The organism is Bacteroidales bacterium (assembly GCA_013314715.1).
Classification (GTDB): domain Bacteria; phylum Bacteroidota; class Bacteroidia; order Bacteroidales; family GWA2-32-17; genus Ch61.
Window position 1 is genome coordinate 52,501 of the sequence record JABUFC010000009.1, and the last position, 21,070, is coordinate 73,570.

The 21,070-nt window shown below is 35.5% G+C and carries 16 protein-coding genes and 1 rRNA gene (1 of these 17 cut by a window edge); 4 read left to right on the forward strand and 13 right to left on the reverse strand.

Going from position 1 to position 21,070, the window contains the following annotated elements; translation table 11 throughout:
- Positions 1 to 1,389, reverse strand: a 16S ribosomal RNA gene (locus HPY79_03505); it reaches 143 nt to the left of the window's first position.
- Between the two features lie 1,138 nt (positions 1,390 to 2,527).
- Here HPY79_03505 and HPY79_03510 point away from each other — a divergent pair.
- Both HPY79_03510 and HPY79_03515 read left to right on the forward strand, forming a co-directional pair.
- Positions 2,528 to 3,289 carry a polyprenol monophosphomannose synthase gene (locus tag HPY79_03510; protein ID NSW44876.1) on the forward strand — a complete coding sequence of 254 codons (762 nt, stop codon included), beginning with the start codon at positions 2,528 to 2,530 and terminating at the stop codon, positions 3,287 to 3,289.
- Entirely contained in the window at positions 3,267 to 4,601 is a 1,335-nt protein-coding gene (locus HPY79_03515) for a dihydroorotase (GenBank protein NSW44877.1), read from the forward strand. The genes HPY79_03510 and HPY79_03515 overlap by 23 nt, the downstream gene beginning before the upstream one ends.
- Here HPY79_03515 and HPY79_03520 read toward each other — a convergent pair.
- The 10 genes from HPY79_03520 to xth all read right to left on the reverse strand — a co-directional run bounded on the left by HPY79_03520 (position 4,594) and on the right by xth (position 13,540).
- Positions 4,594 to 5,655, reverse strand: coding sequence for a GNAT family N-acetyltransferase (locus tag HPY79_03520; GenBank protein ID NSW44878.1), 1,062 nt, complete (start codon positions 5,653 to 5,655; stop codon positions 4,594 to 4,596). The genes HPY79_03515 and HPY79_03520 overlap by 8 nt on opposite strands.
- Positions 5,652 to 6,668 carry a polysaccharide deacetylase family protein gene (locus HPY79_03525; GenBank protein NSW44879.1) on the reverse strand — a complete coding sequence of 339 codons (1,017 nt, stop codon included), beginning with the start codon at positions 6,666 to 6,668 and terminating at the stop codon, positions 5,652 to 5,654. The genes HPY79_03520 and HPY79_03525 overlap by 4 nt, the downstream gene beginning before the upstream one ends.
- Complete coding sequence (miaA, locus tag HPY79_03530; GenBank protein ID NSW44880.1) at positions 6,665 to 7,585, reverse strand: tRNA (adenosine(37)-N6)-dimethylallyltransferase MiaA; 921 nt, start codon at positions 7,583 to 7,585, stop codon at positions 6,665 to 6,667. Before miaA ends, HPY79_03525 begins: the two co-directional genes overlap by 4 nt.
- A complete protein-coding gene (locus tag HPY79_03535; GenBank protein NSW44881.1) occupies positions 7,586 to 8,269 on the reverse strand; it encodes a hypothetical protein in 684 nt (227 codons plus the stop codon). It lies immediately after the preceding gene.
- A gap of 3 nt (positions 8,270 to 8,272) precedes the next feature.
- Positions 8,273 to 9,334 (reverse strand): acyl-CoA reductase, encoded by a 1,062-nt coding sequence (locus tag HPY79_03540; GenBank protein ID NSW44882.1) that lies wholly within the window; start codon positions 9,332 to 9,334, stop codon positions 8,273 to 8,275.
- A 64-nt stretch (positions 9,335 to 9,398) separates the two neighbouring features.
- Complete coding sequence (locus tag HPY79_03545) at positions 9,399 to 9,611, reverse strand: hypothetical protein (GenBank protein NSW44883.1); 213 nt, start codon at positions 9,609 to 9,611, stop codon at positions 9,399 to 9,401.
- 299 nt (positions 9,612 to 9,910) lie between these two features.
- Positions 9,911 to 10,837 carry an alpha/beta fold hydrolase gene (locus HPY79_03550; GenBank protein NSW44884.1) on the reverse strand — a complete coding sequence of 309 codons (927 nt, stop codon included), beginning with the start codon at positions 10,835 to 10,837 and terminating at the stop codon, positions 9,911 to 9,913.
- Positions 10,838 to 10,839: 2 nt separating this feature from the next.
- Positions 10,840 to 11,490: a hypothetical protein gene (locus tag HPY79_03555; GenBank protein ID NSW44885.1), complete on the reverse strand. Its 651-nt coding sequence runs from the start codon at positions 11,488 to 11,490 to the stop codon at positions 10,840 to 10,842.
- Positions 11,491 to 11,618: 128 nt separating this feature from the next.
- Positions 11,619 to 12,668, reverse strand: a complete 1,050-nt coding sequence (locus HPY79_03560) for an endonuclease (protein NSW44886.1) — start codon at positions 12,666 to 12,668, stop codon at positions 11,619 to 11,621.
- 107 nt (positions 12,669 to 12,775) lie between these two features.
- Entirely contained in the window at positions 12,776 to 13,540 is a 765-nt protein-coding gene (xth, locus tag HPY79_03565) for an exodeoxyribonuclease III (GenBank protein NSW44887.1), read from the reverse strand.
- A 56-nt stretch (positions 13,541 to 13,596) separates the two neighbouring features.
- Here xth and HPY79_03570 point away from each other — a divergent pair, with 56 nt between their 5' ends.
- Together HPY79_03570 and HPY79_03575 are read left to right on the forward strand one after the other, a co-directional pair.
- The gene (locus HPY79_03570) at positions 13,597 to 14,409 is read left to right on the forward strand and encodes a hypothetical protein (GenBank protein ID NSW44888.1); all 813 of its coding nucleotides are present in this window, start codon (positions 13,597 to 13,599) and stop codon (positions 14,407 to 14,409) included.
- 3 nt (positions 14,410 to 14,412) lie between these two features.
- Positions 14,413 to 15,216, forward strand: a complete 804-nt coding sequence (locus HPY79_03575; GenBank protein ID NSW44889.1) for a 4Fe-4S binding protein — start codon at positions 14,413 to 14,415, stop codon at positions 15,214 to 15,216.
- Between the two features lie 889 nt (positions 15,217 to 16,105).
- Here the strand turns inward: HPY79_03575 and HPY79_03580 are convergent.
- Entirely contained in the window at positions 16,106 to 17,860 is a 1,755-nt protein-coding gene (locus tag HPY79_03580; protein ID NSW44890.1) for a PKD domain-containing protein, read from the reverse strand.
- Positions 17,861 to 17,925: 65 nt separating this feature from the next.
- A partial coding sequence (locus tag HPY79_03585; protein ID NSW44891.1) for a PKD domain-containing protein occupies positions 17,926 to 21,070 on the reverse strand: 3,145 nt, incomplete at its 5' end.

Sequence of the window (21,070 nt, forward strand, 5' to 3'; positions counted from 1 at the left end):
TGTACAAGGCCCGGGAACGTATTCACCGCGCCATGGCTGATGCGCGATTACTAGCGAATCCAGCTTCACGGAGTCGGGTTGCAGACTCCGATCCGAACTGAGATCGGCTTTAGGGATTAGCTCCTTGTCACCAAGTGGCTGCCCTCTGTACCGACCATTGTAACACGTGTGTAGCCCTGGATATAAGGGCCGTGCTGATTTGACGTCATCCCCACCTTCCTCACAGCTTACGCTGGCAGTTTCACTAGAGTGCCCGGCATTACCCGCTGGCAACTAATGATAGGGGTTGCGCTCGTTATGGGACTTAACCCGACACCTCACGGCACGAGCTGACGACAACCATGCAGCACCTCGTAGGCTGTCCATTGCTGGAAGATCACCTTTCGGCGACTGTCATCCTACGTTCAAACCCAGGTAAGGTTCCTCGCGTACCATCGAATTAAACCACATGTTCCTCCGCTTGTGCGGGCCCCCGTCAATTCCTTTGAGTTTCAACCTTGCGGTCGTATTCCCCAGGTGGATAACTTAACGCTTTCGCTTAGCCACTGGCAGTATATCGCCAACAGCGAGTTATCAACGTTTAGGGCGTGGACTACCAGGGTATCTAATCCTGTTTGCTCCCCACGCTTTCGTGCCTCAGCGTCAGTTGTAGTTTAGTAACCTGCCTTCGCAATCGGTGTTCTGTGTGATATCTAAGCATTTCACCGCTACACCACACATTCCAGCTACCTCAACTACACTCAAGAATAACAGTATCAATGGCAATTCTACAGTTAAGCTGTAGGCTTTCACCACTGACTTATTATCCCGCCTACGCACCCTTTAAACCCAATGAATCCGGATAACGCTTGCATCCTCCGTATTACCGCGGCTGCTGGCACGGAGTTAGCCGATGCTTATTCGTACAGTACCGTCAGCCCCGATCACGATCGGGGGTTTCGTCCCGTACAAAAGAAGTTTACGACCCATAGGGCCTTCATCCTTCACGCGGCATGGCTGGTTCAGGCTTGCGCCCATTGACCAATATTCCTCACTGCTGCCTCCCGTAGGAGTCTGGTCCGTGTCTCAGTACCAATGTGGGGGATCATCCTCTCAGACCCCCTAGCCATCATAGCCTTGGTGAGCCATTACCTCACCAACTAGCTAATAGCACGCATGCCCATCTCTAACCGCCGGAGCTTTAATTCTTTTGAGATGCCTCATAAGAATATTATGGGGTATTAATTCCGATTTCTCAGAGCTATCCCCCAGTTAGAGGTAGGTTGCATACGCGTTACTCACCCGTGCGCCGGTCGCCGGCATGTATTGCTACACCCGCTGCCCCTCGACTTGCATGTGTTAGGCCTGCCGCTAGCGTTCATCCTGAGCCAGGATCAAACTCTTCATTGTAAAAAAAGTTTAATACTGGTCAAGATAGTTATTATTCATCAGGAATTGACAATCACTTACCTCGTCTTTTCCTTTTTTCAATATTTTCAAAGAACTTTTTGACCTTAAAATTGGACTGCAAAGTTATTAACTTTTTCCGAACTCTCCAAATTTTTTCAAACTTTTCTTTAAAGTTTTTTGCAGTTATTTTTAAAGAACGTTTTTTATTTTTTAAATTGGAGTGCAAAGATAAAGTCTTTTTTTTAATCTACCAAATTTTTTTTCAACTTTTTTGACTTTTTTTTGCAATCTTTTTAAAGAACGTTTATTTTTCAAATGGGAGTGCAAAGGTAAAGTCTTTTTTTTAATCTACCAAATTTTTTTCCAACTTTTTTTGACTTTTTTTACACAACCTTTAAGAACCTGTTTGAAAGTGGCTGCAAAGGTAATAGCTCTTTTTTTATTAACCAAATATTTTTGATATTTTTTTTAAATAAATTTTATTTATTTAGATTTTTTACTGATAATCAATGTAATATTTTGAATTTTTTTATTAGGTTTTATGATTTAAGACCTTTGCAAAACTCGTTTTTGTCAATGCCATCCCTTACCGTCATTGCAAATGATGAGTTAGCATTGTGTTTTGATCCCGAGAAATCGGGAGAAGCAATCTTTCCGATGCTCGTTAAAATTGTGTTGTGTGTGGGGCGGAGATTGCTTCTTCTTCTCTTTTTTAAGAGAAGAAGAAGCAATGACGGTAAGGGGAAGCGTTCGCTTGCCATGACGTGAGAGTTAAACATTGCTTCTTTTTATCATTTAGATTGTTCTAATGTAATAGATAAAAAGCAATACAAATAATTAAAATAAGTTTGAAATTTTTATCACAATAAACGAGTACGTTTTTTAGTTTTGCAAAGGACTCGATTTAATATTATTAAGAATATATATATATATACAATAAGGTATAAAGCAACTATTAAAACTTTAAAATCATGCTAAATATTATTAATTCTTTGAACTTAATATATTAAGGCTATGAATAAACTTGAATAAAACAGTTATGATTTTTTACATATTTTTCATTCTGATATCATGATATTATCATAAGTTTTAGTATGTTTGTATCAATATTTTTAAAATCAAGAACAAAAGTTTATTTATGTCTGATTCCATTGTAATAATACCTACTTATAACGAGAAAGAAAATATTGAAGCGATTATAAAAGCTGTTTTTTCTTTAGAAAACGTCTTTGATGTTTTAATTATAGACGACCATTCTCCGGATGGAACTGCCGACATAGTAAAAAGTTTACAAAAATTGTACAATAACCGATTATATTTGATTGAACGAAGTGGTAAACTTGGTTTAGGAACAGCTTATATTACAGGTTTTGATTGGTGTTTAAAAAATGGCTATACATACATATTTGAGATGGACGCTGATTTCTCTCATAATCCTGTCGATTTAAATAGATTGTACGAGACGGCAAAAGAAAATGCGCCATCTTTAGTTATCGGCTCAAGGTATATATCGGGGGTAAACGTTGTAAACTGGCCGATGGGGCGAATTCTCATGTCTTATTATGGTTCTGCTTACGTTCGCTTTATATCAGGTATTCCTGTAAGAGACACTACGGCTGGTTTTGTTTGTTATCATCGTCAGATTTTAGAGCAAATGCATTTTAATCAAATTAAAATGAAGGGTTATGGTTTTCAGATTGAGATGAAGTTTTATACTTGGAAGATGGGATATAAAGTAATAGAAATACCTATAATTTTTACCGACCGCAAACAAGGCACTTCAAAAATGAGTGGTGGAATTTTAAAAGAAGCCATTTTGGGTGTATTTAAAATGAAACTTAGAAGTTGGTTTATTAAATATCCTAAAGCTCCTTTAAATGCGAAAAAAAATCTTGCTTAAGAATGGATTTGTAGTTTCTCATGATGCCATTCAAAAAGCTGATATTCTTATTGAAAATCAACAATTTGTAGAAATAAACAATAGCATTAATTATTCAGATGCTACAATCATTAACCTTGAAGGATTGTATATATTTCCTGGTCTTATTGATACTCATGTCCATTTTAGAGAACCAGGATTAACCCATAAAGCTGATATATACTCAGAATCAAAGGCGTCCATAGCAGGTGGTATAACAACTGTTATAGATATGCCTAATACTATTCCTTATGCCGACTCTATTGATATTATTAATGATAAAAAAAGAATTGCACTAAGTAAATCTCATGTCAATATTGGTTTTTTTATTGGGGCACAAAGTCAAAATTTAGATACTCTTCTTTCTGTTGACCCTACAGAAGTTGCTGGTATTAAGTTATTTATGGGAAGTTCTACCGGCAATGTTATGGTAGATGATTCGAGCTACTTACAGAAACTTTTTGAAAACGCTTCGATTCCTATTGCAGTCCATGCAGAAGATGAAACTATTATAAAAAATAACCTTGAACATTATAAAAGGGTATATAATAATGATATTCCTTTTGCATTACACACTTTAATTAGAAGTAGCGAAGCCTGCTTTAAAGCCACACAAAAAGCCATCATGTTAGCTCAATTAAATAATACACCTTTACATATATTACATGTTTCAACCCACGAAGAACTAAGCCTTTTTAACATACAACAATATCCAAATATTACAGCCGAGGTATGCTTACCACATCTTTGGTTTACAGTTGATGACTTTGCTTCTTTAAAAGGTTTCTTAAAATGTAACCCATCTGTTAAAAGCCAAACCGACAGAGAACTTCTTCGTCAAGCCATACAATCAGAAAAAGTATTTAGTGTAGCTACCGACCATGCGCCTCATACAAGAGAAGAAAAACTAAAACCATACCTTCAATGTCCATCGGGAATGCCTTTTATACAACATTCACTTCAGTGTATGATAGAACTACACAAACAAAACTATTTTCCGCTAACAGTCATTGCACAAAAAATGGCATACAATCCTGCACTACGTTTTAATATTAAGAATAGGGGTCAGATAAAAGAAGGTTATTATGCCGACTTAGTTATTGTTAATCTATCAAAAACAAAAAAAGTAAACAAGTCGTCAATTCTATACAAATGTCAATGGTCGCCATTACAAGAAACGACATTTTCATCGATCATTGAATATACCTTTGTGAATGGGAAGATGGTATTTCATAATGGGAAAATAATTTCTGAACCTCAAGGAATGCTTTTAGAATATAACCGCTTTAAGTAAATGCGGCATCACCATCTCCGTCGTATAATAAAACGTTATTTATATCGAGATCTTTTGTTTTTAAATATTTACGAATAATTGTTTTTTTGTAAAAAGCTTGTATTGGTAAATTTAATTCTGAAAAAAATAAACTAACATAGTGTGGATTATATTGCTTAACTATATAAGATAATGTATGCTCAAGCTGAGTTTTATATACCTTATTATATATTATATATGGAAAACGTAAATGTCCGTTTTTATACAAAATCATCATTAATGCCACACATTCATTTTGATACAAAACCTCATAGAATACCGATTCAAACTGTTTTTCTTCGCTCGAAAAATGATAACGCTTAGCTTCATCAGATTTTATATTGACTTGCTTCAACCATGGGTAGTTCTTAATCCATAACCATTCTGATATAGTTCGATTGAAAATGCTTTGTTGATGTAATTCTATATAATGCTGATGTTGTTCAGTAAACGATTCTAGCTTATTAATTTTAATTTTTTCGGGCACATTTTTGGGTGATAAAAATAATACAGGATTAATAAACAGGTTTGCTAATAAATCAATTCCTTTATATAGAATTAAAAGGTTTGCCCAACGGGGAAATCGATGAGGAATAATTTTACTCAAACACATCTTGCGATAAAAACGTTTCCCTTTTAAGACATACAGCGGTTCGAATATACCAAGTTTATGATAAAGGGTTTCGGCTTCAGGAGTATAATTAGTAATTAAAATACGTTGTTGGTATGATTCGTAAGCCATTAACACCATTTTTTTAGCAATTCCCTTGCCTCTTGCAAGTGGGCTTACCCATATACAACTTAACCAACCTACATGAAGATTTTGTACTGTATCTGGTAAAATGCCTAAATATCCTAACATCTGTGAGCCTTCGTATGCTATTATGAGTAAAATATCGTCGTCGAATGCTCGTGGATTATTTATATGAGAGATTGCTCTATGCCTCGATATTGGCAATATAGGCATTTGAAGATATGCCTCAGAATTTATAAAGTTTAGTAGCTGATTTTTATTAAGTGTTTTTAATTCAATCATCGTGTAATTGCTTTCTTACCCATTATTTTTTTTAATAAAAAGTAAAGATACTCCGATTTTATCATTTTTTGTACATTTCTTGCGTACATTTTTTCCATTGGTATTCGCTGAATATGAGTTGTTATTACGTCATTATTAATGCCAGCTCCTCCCATTGATATGTGAACTTTTTTTTGATGATGTAAGCTTAAAATATATTCCTTTGATATTTTTGCGTCAGTAAAAGGAAAAGCAAACATTTTTAAGGGTTGAGGACAATATTGTTCAATCCATTGAAACGATTTTTGGAGTTGCTCTTCACGTTCCGTTTCGGATAAAATTTGAAATGGTGCATGGTTTGTACCATGTGAGCCAAAATTAAATCCTTGCTCCGATAGTTCTTTTATTTGATTTAAAGTTAAATATGGCTTTTCAGTTTGCAAAAACTCTACTTCATTTATTTCGCATATAGGCAATAATTTATCTAAAATATCGCTATGTTTAAAATCAATGTTATACAATTGGCTTACAATATCCTTACCTTCGATATGTGCATCATTTAGAATAGCTTGTACAGGTTTTTGTAGCATGGGCTGCTGACTTAATGCATTTAATATAAGTGTCATCTTAAATCTGTAAAACAAAGCTTTATTATCAACAAAATCGGTATTTAAGAAAACGACTGGAGCAATTCCTTTCTTTTTCAGAATAGGATATGCCCCATGATAAATGCCCGCTAAACCATCGTCAAATGACAAAACAAATGAAGGTTTTCGAGGTGCGGTATGGTTAACTATATGTTGATATGCTTCAACAATAGAAATAGGCTCGTAATGTTTTAATAAATAATCTATGTGTTGAGTAAATCTACGCTCGTTAAGTGGTTGATATAATGGATGGATGTATTTTAAAGGCTCATTTGATATAGTATGATAAAATGGGAAAATAATAGTATGCTTTGTAAACCACGCCCAAAAACGAATAGGTATTGGATACGACAAATATCCTGCATATTTTATAAATTTCTCTTTCATTCGATTGATTGGGTTATTAATTGTATCATAAAATTCATATTACTAGGTCCAATCCAATGATAATCTTTATCGCGTCTAAACCATGTTAATTGTTTTCGAGCGTACTTTCGTGTATTACTTTTTATGAGTTCAATTGCTTCTTGCTGCGAAATTTTACCTTCGAAATAATTAAATAGTTCTTTATAACCAACCGTTTTAAGCGCAACCAAGTCTTTAAATTTAAAAAATTTTTGTGCTTCATCGATAAGCCCCATTTTAATCATTTTATCGACTCGTTGATTTATCCGTTGATACAATTGTTCGCGAGGGATATCGATAGCTATTTTTAGTATTTTATAGGGGCGAGTTTTTTCTTGTCGTTTAAGAAAAGAAGAGTATGGCTTCCCAGTTTGCAAGCAAACTTCGACAGCTCTAAGAATTCGATTTTTATTACTTAAATCGATTTTTCGGTAAGTTTCAAAATCTAACTTTTGAAGCTGTGCTCTAAGCCATGCTATACCATATTGTTCAAATTGTAGGTTTAAACTATTACGCAACTCTAAATCGACATCAGGCATGTCGTCTATTCCTTTAATAACAGCATCTATATAAAGCCCAGAACCACCAACTAAAAAAACTATTTTTTGATTTTGAAATAATTGTTGCAATAATACATTAACCTCTTGTTCGTATTTGCTAACATTATAATATTCGTGTATAGATAAAAATTGTATAAAATAATGTTGAACTTTTAAAAGTTGTTCATTACTGGGTGGTGCAGTACCAATTTTTAATTCTTTATAAAACTGGCGGCTATCGGCACCAATAATACAAGTTTTAAAATACAGTGCTAATTCTATTGCAAGGTCTGTTTTACCAGCTCCTGTCGGACCGGTTAATACGACTAATAATGGTTTTTCTTGGCTAAAATAAGACATTTAAATATCATCATCATCGTCGTCGTCATCGGTATTTTCCTCCAAATCTAAATCTTCATCATCATCGTCATAAATTTCTTCTTCGTCTTCAAGACCTTCATCGAGTTCTTCATCATCAATATCTAAGTCAAATGGAGGTGCAATATCTTTATCAATAGGAACATCGGGTATATCGTCTAAATCATCGTCGAGTATGGGCAAGGGCTTATGAATTCGGGGCGAATCAAAATCGTCGTCATCGTCGTCGAATATACTACTCTTTTTTGTTGTTTTTTTACCAATTTGTGGAGGAATTTCTCCTTTAAAATCAGTACAAACAGGATAATACATATTGGGCGATTCGGGCTTTGTTTCTTCTAATTCAATTTTAAAACCTCGGTCGTTAACATAATCGAATACGTATATAAACTTTTGATGTGCATCTTTTACATATTCGCTCAAAACTGCATTTTCCATTGTTACAACATCGTCCATTGCATTATTATCCATTACAATTAATGGAATTTCTTTTAACCTTTTCCAACTATGACTAGCAGTATAAAATGACGCTAAATGACTACGATCAAATTCTAATTCATCTTGAATTAAGTCGTGCAAATCGTATAAAGTTTGCTCCGACAAAATTTCAATATCCATGTAAAACTTACTGTCTTCGTCAGATAGGACCTTAAACTTGTAAACCATATGCTATATTTGTATTAAAAATTTTACTATATCAATATTATCTGCATATTCCCACAATTCAGGGTATTGTGTCATGCCAAATTTAATTGAATTAAAATGTTTATTTTCCTTTGACACAACACATTGAATTTGGTTTGACATATGCTCAATTTTGGGGGCTAATATACAAATATCTGAATAATACTCATAAAAAATTACGCCGAGAGGTGAAGAAATTTGATTACTTTCTTTTAGTATAGCAAACCCAGCATCGATAAACGATTCTTTATTTAAGAGGTATATCGATTTTTGATAATCGTAATTGTTTAAGTAGTGATGATGATAAAATAAATGTTCCCATTTTTTTAAAACATGAATAAACAATGAGAAATCATAATTATTGGGGCAATAAATCTTAGATACACTTCTACAACCTAAACCAAAATAAATAAAAATATCGTTGGTTAATTGTTCTAAGTCTTCAGCTGTTTCAGAGCCATCTATTACAGCAATTCCATTTCTATGTTGCCGAAAAACATGTGGATAACGACCAAAATAATATTCAAAATACCGCTGCGAATAATTACTCCCAGTTGCAATAACAGCATCAAAGTTTTGTAAAGTTTTATCGGTTACAAAATCAATATATTCTGAAACACCCGGATGCTTTATTTCCATTATTTCCCAAAGCAGCTTGGGCAAACGACTATCTTTAGATGAAAGTTTAACAATGGCTTTATGCCCCGTTAAAAAAACCGAAATAATATCATGAAAAGAGACCAATGGAATATTACCAGCTGCAATAATTGCTACCTTTTTGATATTATTTTTTTTAATATCACTTGCATATGGCAAAATCCACTTTGATAAATTATTCTCGGTTAAATTATCGGCCCAGTATTTAAATGCGAATAAAACATTATCTTCAGTAAAAAATGGATTATGTATTTTTTCGTTTTCAACAGCTTGTTTTAATGAGTAAAATATACCATCGCTTAAGTCTTTATTGTGTTTGTATTTATCAATAAAGGCTTTTAATGTTATTCCTAATTTTGCCAACCCTTCTATCCGCTCCTCAAATGTCATATTTAATAATTTACACTATCCCAAGGAAATGATGAAAATGCTGTAGATAAAGCTGCACCAATAATTAAGAAATAAACAAATATAAAGCTGATAATGACAAACCAATGATAGCACAAATATAACCAGCCTGAAGATTTTTGTATGAGCCTAACGTATATTTATTTGGATCAGCTTGATATAATTTTTTTGATTTGTTAGCCAGAACTATCGAAATAATTCCCAAAGTTATACCAACAATTCCATAACACCAGCATAATGCTATGGATATAATACCCATAACCAATACTCCCGTTGAATTTGGCAAAGGTAATGGTACTACCGTATTGGTAGCATTTTGATTTACTGCTTGATGTTCATTATTTTCCATGTCTTAGTGATTTTAATTTTGTACAAAAAAAAGAACTTTTTACGAAAAAGTCAAACGCTGATAAAATATTTTTAACTATATATTTATGTAAAAATTGAAATTAAAATCTTAAAACATTGAATTTTAATTTATTGATTTATAAAAATAAGGATGTTATTTAACTTTAAATTTCTTAACTTTCATTAATATTCAATATTCATTTTAATTACTTATTGCGGTTTTACTAAGTCATCGTATTGTAAATCGCCAAGTATAAAATGATTCAAAATTACCCTATATCGGTCAAAGGTAAGTAAAACTGGAATATCTGAATGATTAGCGTCAGGGGTTCTAACAGCATATTTTTTTATGCCATGATAATTTTTAAATACTACTTCGCCATGAGTTTTCATCGAGATAAAGTCGTCATTTATTCCATGAAACCATAAAAAAGGTTGTTGAACCGATTTTATTTCTTCGGCATTATCGATTTTTAAATCCATTACAGTAGAACCGGGCATGGCTAAGCCTGTAGCATCTTGATAAAATACTTCGGCAGAAGCAAAAGGAGCTTCTAAAATTATTTTAGAGGGTATCATGGAACGAGGTTTTGCTGATAATTCGGTGGCAGGAGCAGTGCCCATACTAAAACCATAAATAATGAGCCTATCGTTGGTTAATCCATGTTGCAAAAGCCATTGCATAGCGGCATCGGCATCGGCATATAAAGCACTTTCGCTGGGCTTCCCTTCCGATAAACCAAACCCCCGATAATCGAACGTCATCACTCCGTAATGATGCTTACCCCCTACCCATGCTAAGAGTTGTGCACGCGGATAATAAAAATCGAGATGGTCTTTGTTACCATGACAATATAAAATAACCGTGTCAGTTGCAATACGCGAAATATCGCCCAAATACAAGGCATAGATTTTTTTAATATCGCCGTTATCATTCGAATTGATAGTAAATAAATGAATCATCGAATCAGCCAATGCCATAGTGTCGGGTAATCGAAACTCTACCTCACCTGTATAGTTCTGCAAGGCATAATGGTCTATGGGATGTTCATTCGGATTATATAAAAAATCGTCCATTTTTAGGCACGATGACGTAAACAACAATACGACTACAAACAAAAATATTAATCTTCGCATAATTAAAACTTTTTGGTGAACGAAAAATACAAACCCAATGCTCCTTTTTTGCCGGGAGCAATGTAATCTACCACTATATTCCTATTGTCGGCAGTGAAGTTTAACCATTTTAACTCTAAGCCCCATTCGTGCTTTTCGTTTACCCAGCGATGACCAAGAGTAAGATTCGGAATCAATCTGCTATTGACCGGTTCATCAAAGGCTTTTTTACGATGAAGTTCAAACATAGGAGTAAGCGAGGCATATGCATAATGTGGCTTTGCATTGTAGTGCAAATAATAATTGAAATCGGCATAAGGATAAAAAGTTATCTTTGAATCGCGTAATGTCGTAAAAATATAAGCTCCCCAATTAGCTGAGATGCCCGACTTACTCATACGATACAATGAAGTATTGACCGACGTTTCGAGTTGAAGCGTATGATACATTAAAGAAGTAGTATGCAACGAAGCAAAAGCCGACACTTTATCGCTTATACCATATGCTGCCCCAATGCTCGACAAAGGCATGAAAATCGGAATTCCACTAAAACGGATAAGCGGACCACCTAAATCGGCCGTTAACTTTTTTTCGCCTTTATGCATGGGCTCAATGGTCTTAATAGAAGCACACGATGCCAAAAGAATAAGCGTAAAAACTATTAAATACCGCATGTTTTTTTATGCAAACTTAGTAAAAAAAATTGTATGGACTATTTTCTGAGCAAATACATATTCACAAGAAAAAAAAACTAAAGCAAGGTTTTGTTTTAAGCTTATTTTGATAAATGAGCTGATTTTAGCTATTCCCCTATCTTCACAAATTTTTTGTAAGTTGAAAAGCCTTTGCCTTCGAGCATAATGAAATATATACCGTTTTCGAGGGCATGAATATCAACCGAAGTATTGGCTGTAGCGTTTTCTATAGCCATCACCTTGCGTCCGGTCTGGTCTATGAGAGCAATAGTATAAGGATATTGGGTTAAAACACCAATGTTAATAAAATCGGCTGAGGGATTAGGCGTTACAGAAATTTCAGGAAGTTCGTTTTCGGGAGAATATAAAATGCCAAGAAAAACAGCTTTCACAAATTCAGGATGGTCAATATATGGATTGCGGTTGTGCTGTATAGAATAAGCGGCATTGTTGCGTGCAATTTCTTTGGGGCTAACAGGGTCTATGCTATCCCATTTCAAAAAAAGGTTTTTCGACCAAGCCGAAAGGTTATCGCCCGAAAACGAATCGCCCGACCATGAACTAACATCATAACGAGTAACCGCATAAAAATAGGTTCGTGCAAAATCGCCCTTATATGCATCAATGGGTTCAAATACAGTTCCGCTATAGCCAGAAAAATTGCTACTTCCTAATTTACTTCCATTAGTCGATGTCCAAGTAGTACTTCCTACTTGACCAAAAGGATAGTTTGAACGACGATTATTAACATATCCATCGGTTGGATAAAGTATAAATAAATCGGCATACATCGGATAGTTGCCATTAAACCAACTTTGTGGGATAGAATGTTCACGATTATAACAATCTCCTTCAGAATTATAAGTTCCGCATTCTTCATTCTGATTATATCGATACCAATAATTAGCAGTTCCATTCGCTTTTATAGAATACATATCCCACACGGTATCGCCACCCCAATTATCGGTTTGACGGAATAACACATATAAATTATCGTAACTATTTTGTGTATGACCGTTCGAAATGATCTGGCGCAACTTCATACGCAAAGCATCTCCTACTAAACCCTGAGTCCCATTATAATAACCTGTCGGTATTTGAGACCAACTTATTTCACTAATTAATACAACTAAAAATAATATAAAAATCTTATTCATATATTTTATTTCTATAAACAAAGGTAAACAATAAAAGTCAAATTTGTTTTTCTTTTTTGATAAATCGATATTTTTAAACTCTAAAATGATTTATATAATAGACCAAACTAAAATTTAAACTGGGCTTCAACCGGGCAATGGTCAGAATGCAATACATCACTATGAATAACGGCATTAACAAGGTTTTTCTCCAAAGCTTTCGACACAAAATGATAATCGATACGCCAACCTAAATTCTTGGCACGAGCTTGTTGCCTATAACTCCACCAACTATATTGATGAGGTTGCTGATTAAAAACTCTAAATGAATCAATAAGTCCAAGTTGCAAAAATGAATCCAGCCAAGCACGTTCTTCTGGCAAAAAGCCGGATACATTTTCGTGCCTTTCAGGATGGTTAATATCTATAGGTTTATGACATATATTAAAATCGCCACTAATTATGAGTTTAGGCTTTTCATTTAAAAGATTTTTTATGTAACGATAAAAAGCATCTAAAAAGCTCATTTTAAAATCTTGCCGTGTATCGCCCATGCTACCCGATGGCACATATACACTCACATGTGTAAAATTTTGAAAATCGGTTCTAATAATGCGTCCTTCAATATCAAACAATTCATTGTTCATGCCAAACGAATAATGTAATGGTTTTTCTATACTTAACGTAGCTACCCCGCTATAACCTTTTTTATCGGCTGGATTCCACAAACAATAATACCCCAAATGCTCAAATTCGCTTGCATCGAACTGTTCTGGTGTTGCTTTCAATTCCTGAAAACTGATTAAATCGGGCTTTTTTTCTATGATCCAAGCTATTAAACCTTTGTTTAAAGCAGCCCGAATGCCATTTAAATTATAAGAATATACATTCATGTTTTTTTCCGAAAAATAATTATATTTTTGTAACAAAATGATGACTTCGGTTTATTATGATTTTAAGTGGTATCGGAAATAATGGTGGTATTGGTATTAGTACGCTTTTAGCAAACTTTTTTGTTACATTATACCAAAAACATTCAAACACTTATTGGCTTTCGTTATCTAATTATGTCCCCTCAGTATTATTAACAAATAACAACCAATGGATTGAAAAAGAAACCATAACTCGTCCTATACCCAAATGGGACCGCTCTTTTTGTAAGTTTTGCAGCGAATGCGAAAAAGTTTGTCACTGTGGAGCTATTTCAAGGTACGGCGATTTTTATGTGGTCTATAGCGAAATATGCATCTCGTGTGCGGCGTGTATCTATGCATGTAAAAAACAAGCACTCATTTTTGAAGATAAAAAAATTGGAACACTTGAACATTTGAATAACAATCAACATGTATATAGAGTAAATCTCAACCCTCGCGAAGTATTTTCTCCCTGGCACACTAAAGTGATTGTTCAAAAAATTAAACAATTATTTCCCAAAGATAGCCTTGTTTTACTCGATGCCCCCTCAGGATTTAGAGAATTATGGAGCGACTTAATTGATCTTTCGGATGTCGTCATATTATACACTAACGATTTATACATGTGGGAAACATTATATAAATCACTAGCTCACGATCAAGCTTTTGTTATTTTAGCTGTTAGCGAAGAATACTACGACACTTTTGCCCAAGCTGGTTATTCATTTGCTTTATCTATTCCACGCGATAAAACAATTAGCCAAGAAGCTATTCAAGGTAAAGTTATTAGTAACTACAACTATCAACTTACCATTAATGAATTATTAATAAAACTAAATTTAGATTAACAGTTGAAAGAAATATTACTCATATCGGACAAAGGTGGAACCGGCAAAACATCTATCATGAAAATGCTGGTCGAAATTGTAGGAAGGAGCGCTGTTTATGCCGATTGTACATTTACAAGCACATGGAAAGTTTACCCAAACATTATTCAAGAAGATTACTTTAATTTAGGACAAGAGGCCGTTGTTGACGAATTTGCATGCATGGGTTGTGGCGATTGCGAAGACGAATGTCGTTTTCAAGCGATACACATGGTTCACGGACAAGCACAAATTAACAAAACCGCTTGCACAGGTTGCGGACATTGCATACAAATATGCCCTACCGGTGCTCTATCGCTTAAATATTTAGTCGGGGGCAAAGTAATACAAAAAGATGCTAACGGAGCCATTATTGTTTACGGCACCTTGCAATACTTTCCGCGAAATGGAATAAGACCGGTTCGCATTGTTCGCGATAAGGCGGTAGATGTTATTATTTCGTATCAAAAAAAATTGTTGATTTGCGAAGCATATCCTGGATGGAACCGACTCACTTTTTCGCTTATCCCGTTTGCAAATATTCTGATGCCAATTGTTGAACCACATCCCCAGATCTTTGATTTTTTAAATAAAGTAAATGATTATCAAAAAAATTATAAATGCAATATTGCTCTGGTAATCAATAAAAGTGATTTAAACCAAGAGCTAACTCAAGCCATTCTTGAAAAATATTCGCAATGGAATGTTTTAACCCTTCCATACAGTGAAGGTTATTTGAATCAAGGCATTGATAAATTAAAACCTTTTATACTGCCTCTATTAACTTGAGTTACTGATATAGTTATTCTCCCTGTCATATCGTTTGCCTTAATACTTTGGGATATCGTGAACTGTCGTACAAAACCAGAAAGTGGGCAACACATCTCGATACGCTTCGCTACTCGATGTGACAGGGTGAGAATTGATTCCTCTCAGTTGTCAATTCGAGTGTCACGACTTATCGGGACGTATCGAGAATTGATGCACACAACAAGAAAGTGGGCAACAGGCTTCAATACGCAAAATGATAGAGTATAGAGTAGCACATCTCGATACGCTTCGCTACTCGATGTGACAGGGTGAGAATTGATTCCTCCCTCTTGTCAATTCGAGTGTCACGGCTTATCGGAACGTATCGAGAATTGATGCACACAACAAGAAAGGGGGCAACAGGCTTCAATACGCAAAATGATAGAGTATAGAGTAGCACATCTCGATACGCTTCGCTACTCGATGTGACAGGGTGAGAATTGATTCCTCCCTCTTGTCAATTCGAGTGCACGGCTTATCGGGACGTATCGAGAATTGATGCACACAACAAGAAAGGGGGCAACAGGCTTCGATATACAAAATGACAGGGTATAGAGTAATACATCTCGATATGCTTCGCTACTCGATGTGACAGGGTGAGAATTGATTCCTCCCTCTTGTCAATTCGAGTGTCACGACTTATCGGGACGTATCGAGAATTGATGCACACAACAAGAAAGGGGGCAACAGGCTTCGATATACAAAATGACAGGGTATAGAGTAATACATCTCGATATGCTTCGCTACTCGATGTGACAGGGTGGTGTTTATTTTTCCTCATTGTCAAAATGTTTTAACCCAAATACACAATAGAAAATGTGAAATTTTTGTTTATACTTACCGTGTTGCGATACAGTCAGCAAACAGATTATTTGCTCTTTACTACCTTTTTTACTAGTACCTGTTTCCCGTCAATATAAAGCCCACATAGGATTACGTTGGTAAACCACTGGCCGGCTGGTATAACTATATGGTTGCAACCCGTTTCTAAAGGAAATTCTCTTAAATAGCTGCCATAGCTGTTATACGTTTTTATCAGGCCGGTTTTATTGGCTGGCAGCGTGCATTCTACCGTAAAATCGCCGGTAGTTGGGTTCGGGTAAATGATAAAATGCAGGCTTTCTTCGTTGTATGCCTCCATTTCGCTGCTTTGTAACACAACGATTCTTTTTGTTGCAGTTTTGGTACATGTACGTGTTGTATCGTCTAGCATTTTATGAGTAACAGCTACATTTACCTGATATACACCCGCATGGGTATAAGTGTGTAAGGGGTCTTTATACGTATTGGTAACATCTTCGGTACCATCGCCAAAATCCCATTGCCAACTTTCAGCATAAGCATTATTATTAAAGAATTGTACAGCAACCTGCCCTTGCGACAGGTAAAAGGTATCTTGCAAGTTAAGAGTGTGTATCATGGGGCGTAAAAAAGCACAGCAGGTATCGGGAGGAGCATACCAGCGGGCTAAGCCTATGGCTGAATCGCCACCGGCTATGGTAAAACCGCCTGTAACAAATAACGTATCATGAAAGATTTCCATACTGCCAACACCACCCATACCTCCGGTTACTCCCGAATCAAGAGGAAACCAATGGAAGTTATCCCAGTCCCAACGGGCAATATTATTTATTCGGGTAATACTGTCTTCTAATACATATGACCCTCCACCTGCATATAAATAACCACGATATATTTTCATATCGAGTATAGGATGAAAATTGTTGGTGCCCATAGAATGCCATTCATAACCATCGTACATGGCTATCCAGTGCGATTCAATTGGTTTTGGTCTATAAACCCACCAAAAATAACCTGCTAAATATAAGAAATCATTAATGGTATCGGTAAGCATACAATACGGACCGCCATATATACCGCCATAGGGAACAGAATCGAACTGAGTATTGCCCAAATAGCGAAAAAACAATCCCCAAGATGCATCACCAGCCAATAAATCTTGATGATAAGTATGTAATGTAGTAAAACCAGATGTAATGCATTTATCACCCCATGTCGTACCATCAAACGATATCATACCCCAAGCCATGCCGAATAAGTTTGAACCTGCAAAATAAAATTTATTATTAAAATAGAGCAAATCATATATACAACTATAAGCACAATCAACTGTGGTGTCAATGGAATACCATTGGTTGCCATCCCATTTGGCAGTACCGGTTGTATGGGGAACACGAATGATATTCATAAAATCAATCATATTGGGCGGATAATACGGAGTAGGCAAATAAGCACCTTGCTGAATAGCATACTGAAAAAACCCCCCAACATACAAATAACCATTTACATATTGCATAGCATTAACCACGCCATAAATGCCTCCTCTTAACGAATCCCACCTGCCATTGCTGTAACGGGCTATACAATAGGCTCTAATATTACCTATAGTACCGAAATTTCCAGAAATATAAAGTGTGTCTTTTGCTACATATAATTTGTTCCCTGTTCCAGCTAAAAATTGACTTGTTGGTGCGTCAAAACTAAATTTCTTATTTGTATCCGGTACCCAATGCTGGGCAGAACAGTGAAAAGTGAATAGTGAAAAGTTAAAAGTAATGAGTATAAATAAAAAATTCCGGTATTTGATTGTAAAATATTTCATAATTTTTTCATTTTAAAAAGAATATGAGCAAAGATACAAAATCTTTGCTCATATTGAAATTTTTTTTATTCAGTTTTTATCATTTTTCGGTTTTCTACTTCCCTGCCGTCGTCAATACGTAGTCCATAAAAATAAATTCCGGTTGCCCATTTTTTAGTGTTTATCTCGATTTTATCTTCGGTGTTGCTCAATGGTGTGATAAGCATTATTTTACCCGAAGCATCTTTTACCATTAATTCTCCTTTAACCCCTTCGGGGAGACAATACGGAATTATTGTGTGGTTATTGAACGGGTCGGGATAATTATTGCCTAAAAAAGAGGTAGGACTATTTGTTTTATCATTTAACTTTTGAGCTTTTGCCTGAATGGCAGGACAGGGAGGAACGGTTTCGCGGTACAGGTAGAATAAAACAGCTTTGGCATTGGCGGTTGTCATTTCGTCGGGACATTGATATGCCAGTGTACGTATATAAGCAATCTGATTGCTGTCGAGTTCTTCCAATGTTTTTCCCTGTTCAAAATGAGTTAAAAGCATGGTTGCATATGCTTTCCAATCGGAGTAAGCACCATTGTCGTCGGGTAGTTGTGCTATTTTGGCTGCTGCTGCTGTATAGTTACTGTCGCTCATATAAGTAGAAGCCAAAATAAGGTTTGCTTCGGGAGTGCCTTCACGTTCCAGCAGGGTTATGGCATCGGCTTTACGATTCACGGTAGAATCGAGCAGTGCCGAAATTACAGAGCTAAAATACAGGGCTTTGATTTGCTTGGTTTGGTCTAGTTGTAATTCAACCGAGCCTATGGTCGTTTTGCCGGGGTTATTTGCCTGCAAAGCTTTTAACTGGTTTTTAATTCCGTTGGGTAAGGTCTCTACACGGTTATAAAACGAAGGTGCTACTTTACGCGATACAGGAAGATTTTCTTCCATCACATTTTTATAATTACCGGGTGATAAAGGATTATATACATTTAAGGCTATCAGCACTGTATCGGACAAAGGAGAATCGGCCATAAGCATGTTTTTTAACTGACCCGATGGCGGGCTTGCCATAATGGCATCGAGCAACGTTTGTGTTTGTCCTTTATCGGCGATAGTTAAAAGATTGTCGTATTGCTGCTGCAAAGCTGCTATGGCATTGTTCAGGCTGTCAATTCTTAAAAATACAGGGGCATTTAAAGGAGTTGAAGCGGTTATAATAGTCGGTGGAATAATATTGGGAAAAGGGCAGGATATAGTATTATCGAGAAAAGAAACATTGGTCATAGGAGTTTTAGTAATAGGTGGATATACATAAGGTACATATTCAGGAGGAGCAATATGATGAATATAATTATAAGCACTTGTTGAAATTAAATAATTTTTGGTTGCAGATGCCACAGGTAAGAATTTATTTCCTGCTCCATATTTTGTGTAATTATTGTTTGATTGCCAGCCTGTAAAACCTTGGTTTGCTAATGTTCCCGATGTGGTATTCCATGCGGGAATATTATTCAGATAAACAGCATTATGTATATTACACCGGATACAAAGGTTTGAATTATTATTTTGTGTAACAATTCCGTTTGTACAAGAAGTAAAAATATTTCCCAGATAATTTAAATTAGTATTGGAACTATTGGGGGCTGCTTTGATACTGCTTCCATAATTGCCGGAGTTGCTTATGTTTATTCCAGTTGTTAAGCCTATAAAGTTATTGTTAGTAATTTCTAAACCGGATGCATTGGAGGTTTTAATACCATAAGCATAAGGTGAAGAAGGATAACTATTATTAAACTGGTTCCCATCATGTATTTTGTATCCCCTGCCGCTATTAATATATATGGCTGTACCATCATCGGCAGCTAAGGTTCCTGAGGTAATGCCGGGAATATTATTAAATGTACAATTGGTAATATCATACCCGCTTTGCAGTGTTAACGTGGTATTATCTATATGTATTCCTTGCCTCAAATTATTAAATTCAGAACTCTCTATGCTTGTTTGTTGAGCATCGGTAGAAAAAATACCGTATTCGAGATTGTTAAAGCGAATAACGTTGCCAGATATTCTTAACCCTTTAATATTGGTTATCTGAATACCAACATCTGTGCGTTGATTGGGGTTTGCTTTCCCTACCCACGGATTATGTATGTTGGGATAAGGATGGAGGTGATTGCTATTGTAATGAGCATCTATGAGAGGTGCTGTACAAATAAAGTTACAATAAGTAATCACATTGCTAATTCCATCATTTGTTTGACTGTTTTTTGGCAAAAATTTAATTCCAATTCCATTGTTAACAAATTGTATATTTTTAGTCATTACAATCACTCCACCTGCCATAGAGTTATCAAAAGCCCATGACCAATCATTTGACACATGCCTGCCACATACATTATCCTTGCGAGCGCCTAAAAGCACCGCAATATAAGCATTTTCTATTTTACAGTTTGGACCCATGTTCAAAACCCCCTGTATAATATTAGAAGAAATATAATTAGGTGAGCCCCAAACTTCTATACCCTGCCACATATAATCGCAATGCATGCCCATACTGGTTAAGGTTACATTTGCCCCAATTATAAGCTTAGCTCCTCTTTTTATAATGATACGTCCATCGGGTGCAAATCTTAGAATACTGTTGTCCGTTATGTTTAGGGTGGCTCCATATTCTACTACCAAGTCTCCTTTTATGGTTTTGTTTCCACTTATAGTGTTATTTGAAAATGGTGGATAAGTAACATTATTATAGTCGTATGTAGCATTGCAAACGCATTGCGATGGTTGTATATAAATGGTCTGCGAAGTAGTGCTGCTTCCACATTCGTTATAGGCTGTAAGACTAACGCAGTAAGTTCCAAAATCATTAAATGTATGAACTGGATTTACCTGGGTTGAAGTACTACCATCGCCAAAGTTCCAGAGGTAAGTGGTGGCATTATGTGATGTATTAGTAAAAGAAATAGGGTTATTTAAAAATAGACAAGTTTCATTAATAGAATAATCAGCAAGAGGTAAAGGTAAACTAATAATATTTACAGTTTGTGTTGCTGTACACCCGTTTGCATCAGTAACTGTAACAGTATAAGTTCCGGCAGTAAGCCCTTGAAATACATTAGAAGTTTGAGCTCCATTGCCAATATTGTATGTGTATGGTATATTACCACCATTTGCTACAACCGTAATGCTGCCATTGGTTTCATTACCACACAATGAAGGTGTATAACTGCTT

Excerpts from the sequence above, each read along its gene's own strand:
- HPY79_03510 (NSW44876.1), top strand. The coding sequence starts at position 2,528 with ATGTCTGATTCCATTGTAATAATACCTACTTATAACGAGAAAGAAAAT.
- HPY79_03515 (NSW44877.1), top strand. The coding sequence starts at position 3,267 with ATGCGAAAAAAAATCTTGCTTAAGAATGGATTTGTAGTTTCTCATGAT.
- HPY79_03520 (NSW44878.1), bottom strand. The coding sequence starts at position 5,655 with ATGATTGAATTAAAAACACTTAATAAAAATCAGCTACTAAACTTTATA.
- HPY79_03525 (NSW44879.1), bottom strand. The coding sequence starts at position 6,668 with ATGAAAGAGAAATTTATAAAATATGCAGGATATTTGTCGTATCCAATA.
- miaA (NSW44880.1), bottom strand. The coding sequence starts at position 7,585 with ATGTCTTATTTTAGCCAAGAAAAACCATTATTAGTCGTATTAACCGGT.
- HPY79_03535 (NSW44881.1), bottom strand. The coding sequence starts at position 8,269 with ATGGTTTACAAGTTTAAGGTCCTATCTGACGAAGACAGTAAGTTTTAC.
- HPY79_03540 (NSW44882.1), bottom strand. The coding sequence starts at position 9,334 with ATGACATTTGAGGAGCGGATAGAAGGGTTGGCAAAATTAGGAATAACA.
- HPY79_03545 (NSW44883.1), bottom strand. The coding sequence starts at position 9,611 with ATGGGTATTATATCCATAGCATTATGCTGGTGTTATGGAATTGTTGGT.
- HPY79_03550 (NSW44884.1), bottom strand. The coding sequence starts at position 10,837 with ATGCGAAGATTAATATTTTTGTTTGTAGTCGTATTGTTGTTTACGTCA.
- HPY79_03555 (NSW44885.1), bottom strand. The coding sequence starts at position 11,490 with ATGCGGTATTTAATAGTTTTTACGCTTATTCTTTTGGCATCGTGTGCT.
- HPY79_03560 (NSW44886.1), bottom strand. The coding sequence starts at position 12,668 with ATGAATAAGATTTTTATATTATTTTTAGTTGTATTAATTAGTGAAATA.
- xth (NSW44887.1), bottom strand. The coding sequence starts at position 13,540 with ATGAATGTATATTCTTATAATTTAAATGGCATTCGGGCTGCTTTAAAC.
- HPY79_03570 (NSW44888.1), top strand. The coding sequence starts at position 13,597 with ATGATTTTAAGTGGTATCGGAAATAATGGTGGTATTGGTATTAGTACG.
- HPY79_03580 (NSW44890.1), bottom strand. The coding sequence starts at position 17,860 with ATGAAATATTTTACAATCAAATACCGGAATTTTTTATTTATACTCATT.